Source organism: Lactobacillus porci (genome assembly GCF_009695985.1).
Classification (GTDB): Bacteria; Bacillota; Bacilli; order Lactobacillales; family Lactobacillaceae; genus Lactobacillus; species Lactobacillus absianus.
Map to the genome: position 1 here is coordinate 19490 of NZ_VUMX01000011.1, position 16941 is coordinate 36430.

11 protein-coding genes and 1 tRNA gene are annotated in these 16941 nt (G+C 53.8%); 11 read left to right on the forward strand and 1 reads right to left on the reverse strand.

All coding sequences use genetic code 11. From position 1 onward, the window contains the following. Positions 1–78 precede the first annotated feature (78 nt). The 11 genes from FYJ62_RS05155 (at position 79) to gtfB (ending at position 13772) form a co-directional block, all read left to right on the forward strand. Positions 79–150 (forward strand) — tRNA-Gln (locus tag FYJ62_RS05155). Positions 151–408: 258 nt separating this feature from the next. Continuing rightward, a complete protein-coding gene (lysA, locus tag FYJ62_RS05160) occupies positions 409–1713 on the forward strand; it encodes a diaminopimelate decarboxylase (RefSeq protein WP_154548415.1) in 1305 nt (434 codons plus the stop codon). A gap of 181 nt (positions 1714–1894) precedes the next feature. Then, entirely contained in the window at positions 1895–3079 is a 1185-nt protein-coding gene (locus tag FYJ62_RS05165) for an aminotransferase class I/II-fold pyridoxal phosphate-dependent enzyme (RefSeq protein ID WP_154548417.1), read from the forward strand. Between the two features lie 208 nt (positions 3080–3287). Beyond that, positions 3288–4499, forward strand: coding sequence for an accessory Sec system protein translocase subunit SecY2 (gene secY2 / locus FYJ62_RS05170; RefSeq protein WP_154548419.1), 1212 nt, complete (start codon positions 3288–3290; stop codon positions 4497–4499). Positions 4500–4547: 48 nt separating this feature from the next. After that, positions 4548–6137, forward strand: coding sequence for an accessory Sec system protein Asp1 (gene asp1, locus FYJ62_RS05175; protein WP_154548421.1), 1590 nt, complete (start codon positions 4548–4550; stop codon positions 6135–6137). Continuing rightward, positions 6137–7693 (forward strand): accessory Sec system protein Asp2, encoded by a 1557-nt coding sequence (gene asp2, locus FYJ62_RS05180; protein WP_154548423.1) that lies wholly within the window; start codon positions 6137–6139, stop codon positions 7691–7693. The genes asp1 and asp2 overlap by 1 nt, the downstream gene beginning before the upstream one ends. Position 7694: 1 nt before the next feature. Beyond that, on the forward strand, positions 7695–8312 hold the full coding sequence (gene asp3, locus FYJ62_RS05185) for an accessory Sec system protein Asp3 (RefSeq protein ID WP_195837394.1): 618 nt from the start codon (positions 7695–7697) through the stop codon (positions 8310–8312). Positions 8313–8339: 27 nt separating this feature from the next. Continuing rightward, on the forward strand, positions 8340–10709 hold the full coding sequence (gene secA2 / locus FYJ62_RS05190) for an accessory Sec system translocase SecA2 (RefSeq protein ID WP_456073119.1): 2370 nt from the start codon (positions 8340–8342) through the stop codon (positions 10707–10709). Beyond that, positions 10702–10920, forward strand: coding sequence for a hypothetical protein (locus FYJ62_RS05195; protein ID WP_154548429.1), 219 nt, complete (start codon positions 10702–10704; stop codon positions 10918–10920). Before secA2 ends, FYJ62_RS05195 begins: the two co-directional genes overlap by 8 nt. Positions 10921–10930: 10 nt before the next feature. Continuing rightward, a complete protein-coding gene (gene gtfA, locus FYJ62_RS05200) occupies positions 10931–12439 on the forward strand; it encodes an accessory Sec system glycosyltransferase GtfA (protein ID WP_154548431.1) in 1509 nt (502 codons plus the stop codon). Beyond that, on the forward strand, positions 12432–13772 hold the full coding sequence (gene gtfB, locus FYJ62_RS05205; RefSeq protein WP_326831994.1) for an accessory Sec system glycosylation chaperone GtfB: 1341 nt from the start codon (positions 12432–12434) through the stop codon (positions 13770–13772). The genes gtfA and gtfB overlap by 8 nt, the downstream gene beginning before the upstream one ends. Before the next feature lie 1497 nt (positions 13773–15269). Here gtfB and FYJ62_RS05210 read toward each other — a convergent pair. Further along, on the reverse strand, positions 15270–15440 hold the full coding sequence (locus FYJ62_RS05210) for a hypothetical protein (protein ID WP_154548433.1): 171 nt from the start codon (positions 15438–15440) through the stop codon (positions 15270–15272). Positions 15441–16941 lie beyond the last annotated feature (1501 nt).

Below are 16941 nucleotides of genomic sequence, written 5' to 3' on the forward strand. Positions count from 1 at the left end.
TAAGAAAATAAGTAAGATAGTAGATGTCGGTTGGGGGATGCAAGTAGTCAACCCTTGATTGAACAAAATGATTTTGCTTGCGTTATAGCCAAGTGGTAAGGCAACGGTTTTTGGTACCGTCATGCGCTGGTTCGAATCCAGCTAACGCAATGAAAAGGAGAAGCCAAGGCAGCAGTACTTGGCTTCTTTTTTGCTATTTTGAACGGAGAACACTCATCTAGGCTGGTGAGTGTTTTTTTACAGTTCGGGAATCAATTTTCGCGCAAATGTCCGTTGCATGCAGACTATTGGCCCTTGCAGGCGGGCCAGGTTCAGGCTAAACTGAATGTTATGAAAATAATGATTAGATTAAATAGATGAAAGAATTCTGATTTCAACCAGGATAAGAAAGACTTTTGAGGTGAAGAAATGACAGATTTGATCAAGCCGGCCGATATCAACGCGGCTGGCCACTTGCAGATTGGCGGCGTGGATGCCTTGGACCTGGCCCACAAGTACGGGACGCCTTTGGTGGTTTATGACGTGGACAAGATCCGCGCCACTTTCCGGGCCTTCAAGCGGGTTTTTGAGGAAGAGAAGGTGCCTTATGCCGTCAGCTATGCCTCCAAGGCCTTTTGTGCCATTGCCATCTATCAGGTGATCAATGAAGAGGGCGGGCACGTGGACGTGGTCTCAGGCGGCGAGCTGGCCACGGCCAAAGCAGCCGGCTTCCCAATGGACCGGGTCAGCTTCCACGGCAACAACAAGTCCCCGGAAGAACTGGCCATGGCTGTTGACAGCGGGGTGGGCGTGATCATCCTGGACAACTTCCATGAGATCGATCTTTTGTCAGCCATCCTCAAGGAGAAGGGGAAGTGGGCCAAGGTCATGCTCAGAGTGACCCCGGGGATCAGCGCCCACACCAACGAATACATTCAAACCGGCCAGGTTGACTCCAAGTTTGGCTTTGACCTTGGCAGCGGGCAGGCTGACCGGGCTTTGGAGCAAGTCTTGGCGGATGAGCGCATGGACCTGCTTGGCGCCCACGCCCACATCGGCTCGCAGATTTTTGACGTCCGCGGCTTCGTGGGCTGTGCCGACAAGCTGGCCAGCTTGGGCAAGCACTGGCAAGACAAGTACGGCTACGCCATCAAGGTCCTGAACGTCGGCGGGGGCTTTGGCATCCGCTACACGGAAGCAGACCAGCCGCTGCCGCCAGAAGAATTCGTCCGGGCCATTATCAAAGAGGTCAAGGCGGACTGCCAGCAGGCCGGCCTGCCTTTGCCGGAAATCTGGATTGAACCGGGCCGCTCACTGGTGGGCCAAGCCGGCTATAATCTCTATACGATTGGCTCGCGCAAGGACTTGCCAGGTTATGAAAGCTACGTGGCCGTTGACGGCGGGATGGGCGACAATATCCGCCCGGCCCTTTACCAGGCCAAGTATGAAGCCGTATTGGCCAAGGATCCAGCTGCAAAGGCTGCCGAGCGGGTCAACCTGGTCGGCAAGTACTGCGAGAGCGGGGACATCCTGATCAAAGACTGTCCTTTGCCAAAAACCGAACCTGGCGACGTCGTGGCCATGCTGGCTACTGGGGCCTACGGCTACTCAATGGCCTCTAACTACAACCGCAACCCGCGCCCAGCGGTCGTTTTCGCGGAAGGCGGGCAAGACCGGCTGGTGGTCAAGCGCGAAAGTTATGAAGATCTGATTCATCTAGACTTAAAATATTAATGGTTAAACCGGTTACATATTAAATAACCCAATTTTCATTCCGGCCAAACTAAACTATTTTAGGCCAAGGAGGATTTTTTCTGGCGAAAAAAGGGCGCTCTTAGCGAAAAACTTAACATATTATGGTAGAATAAAAGCAAATGTTAAGTTTATTTTGTTTCGAATGAAGAGGTTTATTTCAATGCCACAATTAGCGCAAGATTTGCAAGGGATCGTCAACCACAAGCTTGACGCCTTGCTGCCATCAGATATTCGTCTTTTTGACAAATACGTTTCTCAATATGAGGGGGTCATCAAGCTGACCCTAGGCGAACCTGACTTGAACACCCCGGAACACGTCAAGCAGGCGGCAATTGCCGATATTGAAGCCAACGACTCCCACTACGCGCCGCAATCTGGCAAGCCTGAATTGCGCCAAGTCATCAGCAAGTACGTTAAGGGCCTGAACGGCGTTGAATATGATCCAGAATCCGAAGTTGCCGTTTCCGTTGGGGCTACCGAAGCCTTGAACGCGGTTTTGGATGCCTTGCTCAACGACGGCGACAAGGTTCTCGTGCCAACGCCGGTCTGGTCCATGTACATGCAGCTGGTTTCCCTGACCGGGGCCACCCCAGTTGAAGTTGACACCAGTGCCGACGGCTTTGTCTTGACTCCGGAAAAGCTGGAAGAAGTCCTCAAGAAGGAAGGCAAGGGCGTTAAGGCGGTCATGATCAACGACCCAAGCAACCCAACTGGCGTCGTCTACCCTAAGGAAACCCTGGAAGGAATCGCCAAGGTTCTGAAGAAGTACCATGTCTACGCCATCAGCGATGAAATCTATGCAGAATTGATCTACGGGGAAGCCAAGCACTACTCACTGACCAGCTTTGCTCCAGAGCGGACCATCTACGTTTCCGGCCTGTCCAAGTCCCACGCGATGACTGGCTGGCGGCTGGGCTTTATCTGCGGGCCAGCAGAAATCATGAAGAACATCTGCAAGATGAACAACTTCCTGATCACCTCTTTGACCAACAACGTCCAAGCCGCTGGGGTGGAAGCCTTGACCAACGGGTTGGATGACCCAAAGGAATTCAAGGCCATTTACGAACGCCGCCTGACCTTCATGGAAGAAGGCTTGCGGGAATTGGGCTTTGACATGGCGCGGCCGCAAGGGGCCTTCTACATCTTTGCCAAGATCCCTGCCAAGTTCAAGGGCGACGACGTTGCCTTTGCCAAGGCCCTGGCCAAGGAGTCCCTGGTCGGCGTCACCCCAGGGAGCTTCTTTGGCAACGGGGGCAAGGGCTACATCCGCATGTCCTATGCTTCAAGCGATGAAGACCTGCACGAGGCCCTGAAGCGGATCGGGAAGTTCGTCAGCGAGCACTGATCCTGAGCCGACATGAATATTGAAATGCTGCTTATCTATTTATTTATTGGCAAGCAGCAATAATTCCAGAAAGAGTCTGACCGCTGGGCAGGCTCTTTTTGGCCTTTATGACAGAATAGCCGCCTCCTGCCCAAAGTCCGGCTGGCTATGTTATCATTGTTTAATAAGAGCTGGTCGAAGAAAAATTAATAAATGGATTTGATAACTAATGGGTAAAAAAGAATCGCTAACAGATTTGGGCTGGCGCACCATCCTGACCAAGGGCTGGTGGTCCCTGCTCTACATTGGGATCTTTGTTTTTGGCAAATACATCCCGCTGCCTTTCGCAAATTTGACCACAAAGGGCGGCAATATCATGCTGGCGGCCACGGGCGGCGACTCAAGCCGGGCGTCGCTTTTCTCACTGGGGATTGGCCCCTGGATGTCATCGATGATCATCGTGGGGATGCTGGGCCAGCTGCACCTGCCAGGCTTGTCCAAGCTGACGGAGAAGAAGCTGGACTGGATTCAGAAGGGGCTGACCTTCTTCTTGGCAGTCATTCAAGCCTTCGTGGTCCTGCACGAGTTCAGCTTTACTTCGACCGCGCCGTTTGCCAGGTTCGTCTCCTTCCTGGTCCTCTTGGCTGGGAGCTTCCTATTGGTCTGGCTGAGCGTTGAAAACGACAAGAACGGTTTGGGCGGGATCACCCTGATCCTGATGGCCAACATGTTCTTTGCCCTGATGCGCTTTTTCATTCAGGGGATTATTCCAGGCCTGCGGCCGCAAGCGGCCAACTGGACCCGGGGCATCACCCTGCTGGCCATGCTGGCCCTGGGGACCGTGACGGTCCTGTTGACTAATGCCGAGCGGCGGATTCCCGTCACCAAGCTCTTGATCAGCTCGGAGTTTGGGTCAGAGTCCTACCTGCCGATCCGGGTGCTGCCGGCTGGGTCCATGCCGGCCATGTTTGCCATGACCATCTTTGCCCTGCCGCGCTATCTGTTGCTCTTTTTGCGGAACGTGACCGGGGCCAGAATCTGGCAAATCTTGGCGGACTGCTTCCAGATCAACGTCCTGCCTGGATTTTTTATCTATAATTTGATCCTGGTGGCTTTGACTTACGGCTTTGCCTATATCAGCATTGACCCCCTGGAAATCTCGGAAAAAATGCAAAAGTCCGGCGACTACATCCCCGGCTTTCACCCGGGCAAGGAGACGGAGAAGTACCTGCACCATGTGATCAACGTCTTCTCCTTTGTCAGCTCGGTCTACTTTGTCGTGATCGTCGGCCTGCCGATGGGCCTGAACCTGGTCAGCCCTAATCTGGGGGCTTTGGCCATGATCCCCAACTACGTGATCATCCTGGCTGGCTTTAGTGCCGCCATTGTGGAAGAAATCGACGTTCTGCGGATCAGAAGCCATTACGTGAGCCTGATCTAGAGCGGCCGCGGCTGCTTTTAGGCAAAAGAAGCGAGAAAGGAAGTTTGCATGTATTATTTCGTTCCATCATGGTACCGGAGAAGCCGGACCTGGCTCAGCTACGGCCAGATTTGGTTTCTTAACAACGGCTTGATCCACTTTGCCTTTGACGACAGCATCAACCAGATCAGAATGTTCAAAGATGAGGGCAAGCCGGTCAAGATCCTGACCCTGGGCTACTTCCCCTCGATCGGGAACTTCTTGTTCCGCCACAATATCCTCGACGCGGAAAGCGACAATATTTTTGACCAGATGCAAGGGATTCCTGAAGACCAGGTCATCCGCAACGTCAACTACCTGGACTTCAACTGGCCCAGAGACTGCGCCTTTGTCTACAATGGTTTCAACATCCTGGTCTACCGGGAAGATGAGCTCTATGCCCGGATCAGAATGGGGGTTACGGGCAACTTGATTCAGATTGAGTTCGTCCGTCTGGGCTACAAGTACCGGACCATGTTCTTTGACTGGCGGGGCTTTTTGTCCAGCATCCTGAACTATGACGCGGAAGGCCGCTTTCAAGACCGGGTTTTCTTGAACCCTGAAGGGGAAGAAGTCTTTCGCAGCAACAAGGACGACACGATCACCATCCTGCCGGCGGGCCAGGCCAATTTTAAGCAGACCAGGTACGACAGCATGAACGAGATGATCGGCGAGCACCTGGACCGGTATCTGGCCAAGAACCTGCAGCCCAAGGACACCTTTGTCATCGCGGCCAGCCGCCGGCACGACCAGTTTCTGCTGGACCGGCTGAAGGGCCGGGACTGCCACAAGGTCATCTCTTACTACGGACACCGGACCAAATTTGATGATCCCCACGTCTTTGAGACGGCCCGCCAGGCCGACATGGTCATTGCCGACTCCAACTATATCAGCAACCTGATGAAGCAAAACGGGGTCAAGCACGTTTTGCAATTGCCGCCGCTGGACACCAACCTGTCAATGGGGGAAAGCGACCGCGAGCGTCTGCTCAAGGTCATGTTCATGGTAGGCGGATTGCCGAAGGAGATTCTGACCGAAGCCATCCACCAGATGTTCGACGTGATGGAGTCCAATAAGCTGGTGGAGATCAACTTTACCGACTACGCCGGCTTTGACCAGTTCAGCATGGTCAAGGGCTTGATCGAGGCCGAGCTGAAAAAGCGGGACCAGACCAGCTACCAGTACTATTTCCTGCGAAGCAGCCAGTCTTTGCCTGAGGGCCTGGAAACGGCCACGGGCAGCGAAGAGGATGAGGAAGAAAAGAAGCGGGTGCGCCGGATCAATTACGTGACCATCCACTCCGACAATGACCTGATCAAGCTCTTGAAGCCAATCCGCCTGATCGTCGACTTGTCCACGCGTCCGGAGATCTTCCTCCAGGTCGTGGGGATCAGTACCGGGATTCCCCAGATCAACCGGGTGGAATCCGCCTACGTCGACAACGGGAAAAATGGCCTCCAGATCGGCCAGGTCACTGAACTGGCTGGGGCCATGCGCTATTATCTGGATGGGCTGAACAACTGGAACCGAGCCAAGATGTACTCGGTCAACAAGATCAACAACTACACCGGCGAAAAGATCGTCAAGGAGCTGGAAGAGGCAGTAAGGGGCACGGAATAATGGATTATTTTTTGCTTTATGGAATTGAAGAGTATCTGCCCAGCGTCCCGGAATTCGCGGACGTCAAATGGTTTAAGGCCGGCCGGGGAAAACTGGCGGACCTGGTGGAAGAGCTGAAGGCAGACAAGAAGCTGCGCTTTCGCGGCTTTCAGGGCTGCTGGCTGATCGACCTGCCGCTTGACGAAGACGTGCCCGTCTTGGCCAAGAACGTGGATGCCTACACTTTCATTGCCGATGACGACCTGGAAGACGAGGAAAAAAGCGAGCGGGTCCAGTACCTGTTCAAGACCAAGCAGGTGACCTATAGGCACTTTGAAAGCCACAACCAGGCCTTTGACTGGATCAATACCCGCCTGTTTGGCGGGCAGACCGGGTCCAAGATCGACGTGTCCGCTTTGGAAGTCAATCCCTTGTTCAGGGGGAGAATTGAGTATGACGGCTTCAAAAGCGTCCGCCTGAGCGGGAACTTTGGCGATGAATACTGGCCGGTCGTCAACTGGCGCTGGGGCATTTACTGCGACAAGGACAAGACCATCGAAATGTGGCCCCAGTTCATCAAGGACCCCAGCATCGACATCCGCCTGGCCGTGTTTGAAAACAATCCCGGGATTGCCGACAACGTCCGCCGGCGGATGGCTTTTGACGAGAAAGACATGAAAGACTGGCTCTTGATCGAAGGGACCAATGCCGGCTCCGTCTTGAACGTCAGTCTGGAGGTCAGAGGCGAAGGGAACCTGACGGTCGGCGACGTCCACTACCGTTGGTCGCGCCGGGGGATGGGCTCCTTTATCGCTGGCGGGGAAGAGATTTCCGATCAAAACCGCGACCTGCTGATCACCTACTTCAATCCCGGCGACCTTAAGCCGCCTTTGAACGTCTACTTTTCCGGCTACCGGACCGCAGAGGGCTTTGAAGGCTTCTACATGATGCGGGGGATGAAGACCCCCTTTATGCTGATTGGCGACCCCCGCCTGGAGGGCGGGCAGTTCTACCTGGGCAGCAAGGAGCTGGAAGACAAGCTGGTGGCCAAGATCAAGGAGAAACTGGCTTGGCTGGGCTTTGACCATACCCAGCTGGTCATGAGCGGCTTGTCGATGGGAACCTTTGGGGCCATGTACTACGCGGCCAAGCTGGAGCCTAGGGCCATCATTGTCGGCAAGCCTTTGGCGAGCCTGGGCAACATGGCCAAAATGGAGCGGGACTACCGCTTCGGGATCTTCCCGACCGCCTTTGACGTCTTAAACCAGGGCTCACCCATCAAGGACTGGCACGCCAATTTTGATGACCGGGCCAATGCCCTGAACGACAAGTTCTGGTCCGCTTTTTCCAAGGCTGACTTTTCCCAGACGATCCTGGCGGTGGCCTATATGGAAGACGACGACTATGACGCCTACGGCTACCGGGACCTGCTCAGGAACTTCAACGGCAGAAAGCGTGACACGAAGATCATCGCTAAGGGCTTCCCCGGCCACCACAACGACGCGACCGGCCCCCTGGTCAAGTGGTTCCGCACCCAGTACGGGATGATCCTGCGCGATGAGTTTGGAGAGCGATAATATGCAGAGCATTTATTGGAATGAAAATTGCACCGTCTTCTGGCATGGGATCTCCATGGCCGACCAAGCCAAGTACAAGAGCGGCTTTTCCTATGTCGGCAGCACCGTCAAGGCGACGGGGCACGCCTATATGTACGGCTCGCGCATCATGCGCCGGGCCAGGGACGACATCTATTTTTACAATGGCGGTTTGCCAGCAGGATCGACCATCTACAAGTGGGACATGGTCTACAGCTACGCCACGGCTCACGCGATCCCCAGCCTGCCGCTGCTGATCCCCGGCCACCGCTACTATTTCAGAATGCTGGCGGAAGCCGACGTGCCTGACGGCCTCTTTTTGCGCCTGATCGCTTACAACCGCGAGGACGTCATGGTCAAGCTGCAGATCATCCGCGGCAAGAGCGGAATCTTCGACTTCCCCCAGGAAGCCAGCTACTACACCGTGGAACTGGTTGGGGCGGGCTGTCATGAAGTGATCTTTCACCGGATCGACGTCCAGGAAATCCAGGATGAGAGCGAGATCGACCAGCTCGACTTTGAGAAGATGCACCAGGAGAATGAGCGCCGGCGCTGGCTGGCGGCCCAAGTGGTCGACAGCTACTTAGGACGAAGGGAATGATGTTTGATGCCTAAGATCGGCAGCCCAATGTCTTCAGACTATTGGGACTTAAGAAAAATCAAGCGGCTCTTGGGCAGGGTCAACGCGCTGGCCAAGACGATGAAAAAAATGACCGACCAGCAGCTGAAGGACAAGACCCAGGAGTTCAAGCAGCGCCTTAAACAAGGCCAGACCCTGGACCAATTGCTGCCGGAGGCCTACGCGGTCGTCCGGGAAGCGGACAAGCGGGTGCTGGGGATGTACCCCCACGACAGCCAGGTCATGGGGGCCATTGGCCTCAACTTCAACAACATCGTGGAAATGAAGACCGGGGAAGGCAAGACCTTGGTCGCCACCATGGCGCTTTACTTAAACGCCTTGAGCGGCAAGGGGACCATCCTGGTCACCACCAACCAGTATCTGGCCGCGCGCGACGGGGAGCAGATGTCTCAGGTCTACAAGTGGCTGGGGCTGACTTATGCCACGGGCTTTTCCCTGGCGGGCGAGAAGCTGGACGTCAAGCAGAAGCAGAGGATCTACAAGTCCGACATCGTCTATACGACCAGCGGGGCCTTGGGCTTTGACTACCTTTTGGACAACATGGCCCAGGAGAAGAAGGACAAGTACATGCGGCCCTTCAACTACTGCATCGTCGATGAAGCCGACTCGGTCCTGCTGGACATGGCCATCACGCCCCTGGTGATCGCCGGCTTGCCTAAGGTCAAGTCTGACTTTATCGGGGTCGCTGACGAGTTCAGCTACTTTTTGGATGAAGACCAGGACTATGAATTCAACGAAGAGCACAATGAAGTCTGGCTGACCAGCTCCGGCATCAGCAAGGCGGAAAAGTTCTTTTCCATTCCCAACCTGTTTGACGGCAAGCATACGGAACTGGTCAGAAGCCTGAACCTGGCCCTGAACGCCCATGCCTTGTTTGAAAAAGAAGAGTCCTACGTCGTCTCTCCAGACGGCGAGGTCGACCTCTTGGACAAGGAGAACGGGCGGATCCTGGAAGGGATGAAGCTGCAGGCCGGCCAGCACCAGGCCATTGAAATGAAGGAGCAGCTCAAGCTGTCCGATGACCAGCAGGCGATGGCGTCCATCACCTACCAGAGCCTGTTTCGCAAGTTCAAGAAGCTGGCGGGGATGACCGGGACCGGCTATTCAGCCCGCGATGAGTTCTTCAAGATCTATGGGGCCAAGGTGGTCCGGATTCCGACCAACCGCCCGGTCATCAGAAAAGACCTGCCTGACCGGGTCTATCCGGACCTGCCAAGCAAATTGCTGGCCTCCCTGCAGGAAGTCAAGCGCCTGCACGCCATTGGTCGCCCAGTCTTGATTATCACCGAATCCATCGGGGTGTCGGAGATCTATTCTGAATTGCTCTTGCGCGAGCAGATTCCTCACAATGTCTTAAATGCCAAGAACGCGGCCAAGGAAGCCACGATCGTCAAAGAAGGCGGTCAGGTTGGTGCCGTGACCGTGGCGACCACGATGGCTGGCCGCGGGACCGACATCAAGCTGGGGCCCGGGGTGGCTGAACTGGGCGGCTTGGCCGTCTTAGGCGTGGCCAAGATGGCCAGCCGGCGGATTGACGACCAGCTGCGCGGCCGGGCGGGCCGCCAGGGCGACCCAGGATCAAGCGAGTTCTTCGTCTCCCTGGAAGACGACGTCGTCCTCAAGTACGGGGCCTTGTGGCTTGAGCACTACCGGCAAAAGTACCATTCAGACACCTTGGACATGGATGAGGTCCACGAGCTGAAGAGCCGGCGGATCCGCGAGGCCTTAAATGACGCCCAGGTCAAAAGCGATGAGAGCGACTACTTCATGCGCAAACAGCAATTGTCCATGGGAGCCAGTGACGAGATCCAGCGGGACTTGGTCTACCAGACCCGGGACCAGATCATTTTTTCTGACGGGGTCTCCTATGACATCCATGCCTGGCTGACTGAGTTGATAGACCAGTTCTACCAGGACCACCCGCACTTCCGTCGCCGGGACCTGCGCCGCTTCATTTTGGACAATTTGTCCTATGAATTCAAAGGCAGCCTCCTGGACCTGGATATTGAAAACAAGCAGGCCGTCTATGCCTACTTGATGAAGCTGGCTGACCAGGAGATGGCCCGCAAGCAGCAGTACTTCCAGGACCAGACCGAGCAGAAGCGCTTCTACAGCTTGGCCGCCTTGAAGGCCATCGATGCCTGCTGGATCAAGCAGGTCGACAACCTGCAGCAGCTGCGCCAGATGGTGACCATGCGGACTTCGGCCCAGCGGGACCCAATGAATGAGTACCACCATTCAGCCCTCAGCTCTTTTATGAAGATGCGCCGGGAAATCCACCGGATGACCATTCGCAACGTCTTGATGAGCAACATTACGATTGATAAGAACGGACAAAAGGAAGTTTACTATGTCTAAGGAAAATGAGCGCCAAGAAAAGCCGCGGCTCAGCCAAAAAGAGCGGGACGTCTTGACCAAGCACATGAATTCCCAGTTGAAGAGCGTGCGCAACGAATATACTGACCATGACAAGGAAAAATGGAATACATATCGTTTATTTGGAGTAATCATCGCCGCGGCGGTCATTTTGAGCATTATCATTACGATTGTCAGATCTTTGCAGGGCTAAGGTAACAAATATGACTATATACAGCATCAACAAGGGGATTGGCTGGGCCTCAAGCGGGGTCGAATTTGCCCAGGCCTACCGGTCCCAGGTATTCGCCAGTCTGGGCGAAAAGGCTAGATTCATCTTTACCGACTGGATCAGCTATGAGAATATTGAGCATCTGACTAGCAATATGGGCTTCAAGGACAGCCAGGTCATCTGGCTCTACCTGTTCTTCACGGATTTCAAGATCAAGCCGACGAGCTTCACAACGGCTGATCTGGAGCGGCACCTGCCCAAGATTGCCGAGAAGAAGCCGTTGGGCAAGGCTATCCGCTATGTCTTTGACGACCGCTTCTGGGCCACGGCCTACTTGAAGGCGGAAAATTCCGACCTCGTGGAGCGGGTTGAATACGTGTCCGGGACCAGCCTGATCCGCAAGGACTACTTCAGCTACGGCCGCTACTGCACGGAATTCTACGCGCCATATGACAACCGGGCCAAGGTCTACCAGCGGCGCTTCTACAATGAAGACGGAACGACTGCCTACGATGAGCTCATTGACGGCGAAAACGATCACATCTACAAGTTTAAGGACGACATCGTCTACTCTAAACAGGGGCTGATCGCTAAGCTGATGAAAGAGCTGCATTTTGGCAAAAAAGACATCGTCTTGATTGACCGGGCCGAGGGCCAGGGGCAGGAGATCCTGGAAAACCGTGGCAAGGCCCGGGTGGGCACGATCGTCCACGCCGACCACTTCAGTGAGCCGGAGACCAATGATGAGACGGTGCTTTGGAACAACTTCTATGAATACGAGTTTGACCATGAGCGGGAGATCGACTTCTTTGTGACCGCCACCAAGCTGCAAAAGCGGATCATGGAAGACCAGTTCAAGAAGTACAAAGGACAAAGCCCCGTCATCTATGCCATCCCCGTCGGCAGCCTGGCAAAGCTGCACAAGGTGCCGTTTGCCAGCAGAAAGCCGTTCAGCATCGTGACCGCCTCCAGACTGGCCACGGAAAAGCACCTGGACTGGGCCATCCGGGCGGTCGCCAAGGCTCATGAAACCTGGCCGCAGCTCACTTTCGACATCTATGGCTCAGGGTCAGAAGAAGCCAATCTGCGCGAGGTGATCGCGGAAACCAAGTCCGCGGACTACATCCGCCTGCTGGGTCATCAAGACTTGACAGAAGTCTATCAGAACTATCAGGTCTACTTGTCATGTTCAACCAGCGAAGGCTTTGGCTTGAGCTTGATGGAAGCTGTCGGCTCAGGTCTGGCCATGATCGGCTTTGACGTCCGCTATGGCAATCCGACCTTTATCGATCCTGGCCAGAATGGCCTGCTTCTGCCTTACAAGCGGCTTGAAACCATGCCCCAGCACGTTGAGGAGATGGCAGAGGGGCTATGCGAGCTGTTCAGCCAAGATCTGTCCAAATTTTCTGACCATTCCTACCAGCTGGCCAGCCAGTTCAAGACCAAGAAGGTGGCCAAGCTTTGGAAGCGAGCCATAGAAAGGGAGCTGCATCGTGATTAATCTGTTCTATAGCTACAACCAGCAGGCCCAGGACCTGCACTTCTCCCTGCAGGCGGCGGGCTTTGACGAGCCAACGGTCGTCATCAAGGACGGGGGCTTTCTGCCGTCAAAGGTGGCATCGCCTTTGCGCTTTTTCTTGGCGCAAGCAGGCTCTGACTTTGCCGGGCGGCCACGCTACTTCAACGAGATCGACCTGCCAAGATACTGGGAGATCAAGGCCAATTCCCAAAATGGCCAAATTCTGGACCACGGCCAGGTCCGCGGGAAGATTGAATACGCCAGGCAAGATCGTCGCCGCATGGTCGCTAAGGTCAAGTGGCTGGATTTGAACGGCACGGTCCGGGCAATCGACCACTACAACCAATGGGGTTGGAAGTACGCCGTCACCAGCTGCGATGCCAAGGGGAAGGAAGCGATGACCAGCTTCTTTGCCAGCAATGGTCAAGAAGTCTTGGTTCACAACCACTTGACGGGCGACTATCTCTACAATGATCCAGATGGTAAGCTCATCAGCTTTGGCGACATCAACCAATTGGTAGCCTATTTCCTGCAAGTCTCCGGCTATGATGCCTCCAGCATCGCCTTCAACTCCCTGGGCACCTGTCTGTTTTCAGCAATGCGGGTCAAGCCGACGCCGGACAAGAACTTGATGTTCTGGCAGGAGAAGAGCCAGGGCGGGGTGCCGGACAACATGCGCTACCTGCTCGAGGGCAACTTGAACCAGACCAAGATTGTCGTCCAGGATCAGAACGAATACCAGAAGCTGGTTGGCCAGCTTGACCCAGAAAAGGCCAAGATGGTTCATTTCCTGGGTCAAATCTATCCCTTCAAGCGGGAGAACCAGCACCGAAGCCGGGCCTTGATCTTTACCAATTCCGACCAGATCGAGGGCTTGAAGAAATTGGTTGAAGCCCTGCCACAGCTGCATTTTGACGTGGCGGCGGTGACGGAGATGTCCAGCCGGCTCTTGAACTTTGGCAATTACGACAATGTCTCTTTGTATCCTGTGGTTAGAGACGACGACGCAGCTGAGCTGCTGAAGACTGATGATATCTACCTGGATATCAACTATGCCAACGAAATTCTGAACGCCGGCCGGCGGGCCTTTGAAAACAATCTGGCAATCTTCGCCTTTGGGGACACTCTGCACGCGCCAAGCTACACCGCTTTGGAGAATATCTTCGCGGCGGGGGATGTGGAAGGCCTGATTCATGAGCTAGAGACGATCCTGGCTGACCAAGCGGCCTTCGATGCAGTCCTGAAGCGCCAGCATGAGTTTGCCGGAGCGGAAACTGCCGATCACTACCGCCAGGTTCTAGGTGAATGGCAGTAAACTGACAAAAACACATGAAATTATAGTTAAAAAGCAATACTTTTGAAATCAAGCACCTGTTGAGCAAATAACAGGTGCTCTTTTTGCATAATGATTCAACATGTTGAAAGCGAGTTTGGAAATCAATTGCCAGAATGGCAGGCGAAAGTCCCTGGCTTGATGATCGCTTGCGAGCAGGCTTTCTGAACCAAGCAGCCAGTCGATCACAGTAAATCCCATCGTAACGGCAAAAAATAAGTTCCCGAGGCTTAGCAAGCAGCATAAAAAATGAATTTGCAATTAAAAAGGGCTTGTCCAAGCAGGGGATTCTTTCAGACAGCACCTGGTTTCGCTTATTAAAAAATGTTTATGCCCATGCTATGTCTTCCTGCTATATCAATAGGCCTGGCTCGTGATATAATTGTTTTAATAAAGCAGATTGTTATAATCTTTCTTCAATTTTCCGGAGAAAGTGAAAGGGACAGAAAATCATGTCGTTTGTGAGTGCTTTTCAATAAATACGTCTCAAATCAATGTGCGGATAGGTTAACCTAAATATTTCATAGCTATCACAGTTAATTAAACGAGAATCTCGATTTGTTGGGAGTGGATCAAAATGTCGAAATCCAAAGATAAAAGAAAGAAACTCAAGTTCTCCCCAGCCGCTAAAGCTGCACTTGAGAAAGAGGAGAAGAGTTCTAAGAGCAAGAAACTGAACACGGAGCATGCCGTCAGCTCCAACACGCGTGCCGTCTTAAAAGGGGTAACGGCACTTGGGGCCTTTGCCGGCGGAATGGCCGCGGCCAATGCCTTGGTAGACAACAAGACCTTCGGAATGACATCTCAAGTCGACGCGGCCGTTGATGCAACCAAAGACACGACCAGTCTGAATTCAGTCAACTCAAGTTCAAATGCTGACGCCAACGCGCAATCAGAATCCGATACTTTGAGTGAAAGCCAAAGCTCATCGAAATCGCAGTCTTTGGAGCAATCCACTTCAGCTAGTCACAGTGCTTCCGTTTCTGTCAGCAGCTCTCAAAGCCAAAGCGCGTCAACGCAAGCTTCACAAAGTTTGTCTGAATCAGCCGTCGCCCAGAAGGCTGCTGAAAGCCAGGCAGATACCAGCTCCAAAAGCGAAACGACTCAGGCTTCTAAAGCCTCGGAAACCAAGAGTACGGAAAGCAGCCAAGCCACTGAAGGCAAGTCAGCTGACGGTGAATCTAAGAGCGAGGCAGCCAGCAATACTGGCAATCAGTCTGCTTCTGAGGCAGCCAGCCAGCAGGCCGGTGACAGTCAAGCTGGTTCAGAGCAAAGCGAAAGCTCAGCCGCAAAGAGCGAATCTGCTTCTTCGGCCTCAGCGAGCGCGGAGTCAAAGAATGCTGAAAAGACCAGTAACAGTGCTTCAGAAAGTAGTCTCACTTCACAAGCAGCCACTTACACGATTGACGTGAATGACCTGACTGACAGCGGCAACCAGGACAGCACCGATCACGCCGCGCTGTTTGCCAACAGGCTCTTTCAAGTACCGGCATCGCAAAGTACTGCCAAGCCTTCCAGCTCTTCCAGCCAAGCCGACACGACCAGTGCCAGCCAGAGCGCGTCAGCGAGTGCGTCAGTCAGTGCCAGCTTAGTCAAGTCAACTGCTGACTCGGTTTCAGCTTCTGAAAGCGAATCAACTTCCAGCAGCATCTCGGAATCGGTCAGTGCCGAACAAGCTGAAGCGGATTTCCAAAGCAACCTTGAAGTGACTAAGCAAGCAGCTCAAGCTCAGCAGACGCAGGCTCTTTCAACCAATACCAGCAGATACTTCAGCGACGCGACTGACACGTATAACTCAAATCGTGTAAGCCAGTACGACTCTGTGACCGGTCTGACGATCAAATATGGTGGATCGAAGTATGCAGATGAGGACGGAACAAATATTGGTCAAGCAGTTGCCAGCTTTGATGCCGCGACTGGTCAAACGACATACGTGGTTGAAATCAACCCCGCGGGTACGGCTGAAGGCAGACAACATGTCACTTTAAGCGATCTGAAAGAAGGCGACAGCGTCAAGTTTTACCGGACAACAGCGGAAATTTTGAGAAATGCCAAGCCAGCGGATGTAGTCGCGAACGCGGATGCATCTAGCGATTACACTTATCTTGGTTCAGACGAGGGGACCGGATCCCAGTACAACTTTACCGTAGACGTTGATGGTGAAACTGCATATGTAGCAGTGGTCGACACGACCAACGATCTTGGAAAGAATTCCACCTTTAGCTCCAATGTTTATGGAACCACGGGCAGCTGGTGGTGGGCTTATACTTCCAGCGCGACCATCACGACTGGTTTCAATGCTGACCAGTTCCAAGCCGACAGCACCAGCTTGGCTCAATCGGACTCAGCCCGCTTTAGTCAGCTTGCGTCCCAGCATGCCGCTGATTCAGTCTCAGCCAGCCAAAGCGTAGAGCGGGCAAGTACTAGTGCCAGTCAGAGCAAGGCAGCCAGCCAAAGGGCTAGTCAGTCGGTTCAAGCCAGCATTTCTGACTCAGGAAGCGCCGTGCAATCGACCAGCGCCAGCATCTCAGCATCAGAAAGCGCGCAAGCTTCAACTTCGATCAGTCAATCTGAAGAAGAGCTGGCCAAGAAGGATCCAGCAGCCAGTGTCAGTCTGTCAGTGCGCGACCGTCTTAACTCAGTTGCCAATCGGATCAGTGAAGAGGATGCACAAGACGCGTCTGAATCTGCGAGTGCCTCAATCAGCGTCAGTGAATCAGAAGCAGCTGACCGCGCGCATTCACTCAGTGCATCAGCTTCAGTAGAATCTGAAATGCAGGCTGAATCTCAATCGAGAAGCGAAGCTCAATCAAAGTCTGCCTCAGAATCAGCCGCAGTTTCACAATCCATCAGTGAATCCGAGAGCACCAGCCGCTTCCGTGCGGAAGACGCTTCTTTGAGCACGGCTGACTCAATGAGCACAATGGCCAGCCAGAATGAAGCCAACAAGGGAGTCTTGGTCTTTGAACAGAAGAATACGACTTTAAGCAGCGGTTTCTACTCATCCAAATCCTTATCCGATTTGAAGGGGTATCTCAACCTGCAAACCGGGGTTATTACCTGGGAAGTTACCTACACGCCAACCTCAGACAATTCAACGTCAAAAGACACCTACTTTGGCTTCTTTACCAACAGCATGTCTGGTCTGGAC

Excerpts from the sequence above, each read along its gene's own strand:
- lysA (WP_154548415.1), top strand. The coding sequence starts at position 409 with ATGACAGATTTGATCAAGCCGGCCGATATCAACGCGGCTGGCCACTTG.
- FYJ62_RS05165 (WP_154548417.1), top strand. The coding sequence starts at position 1,895 with ATGCCACAATTAGCGCAAGATTTGCAAGGGATCGTCAACCACAAGCTT.
- secY2 (WP_154548419.1), top strand. The coding sequence starts at position 3,288 with ATGGGTAAAAAAGAATCGCTAACAGATTTGGGCTGGCGCACCATCCTG.
- asp1 (WP_154548421.1), top strand. The coding sequence starts at position 4,548 with ATGTATTATTTCGTTCCATCATGGTACCGGAGAAGCCGGACCTGGCTC.
- asp2 (WP_154548423.1), top strand. The coding sequence starts at position 6,137 with ATGGATTATTTTTTGCTTTATGGAATTGAAGAGTATCTGCCCAGCGTC.
- asp3 (WP_195837394.1), top strand. The coding sequence starts at position 7,695 with ATGCAGAGCATTTATTGGAATGAAAATTGCACCGTCTTCTGGCATGGG.
- secA2 (WP_456073119.1), top strand. The coding sequence starts at position 8,340 with ATGTCTTCAGACTATTGGGACTTAAGAAAAATCAAGCGGCTCTTGGGC.
- FYJ62_RS05195 (WP_154548429.1), top strand. The coding sequence starts at position 10,702 with ATGTCTAAGGAAAATGAGCGCCAAGAAAAGCCGCGGCTCAGCCAAAAA.
- gtfA (WP_154548431.1), top strand. The coding sequence starts at position 10,931 with ATGACTATATACAGCATCAACAAGGGGATTGGCTGGGCCTCAAGCGGG.
- FYJ62_RS05210 (WP_154548433.1), bottom strand. The coding sequence starts at position 15,440 with ATGCTGCTGGAAGTTGATTCGCTTTCAGAAGCTGAAACCGAGTCAGCA.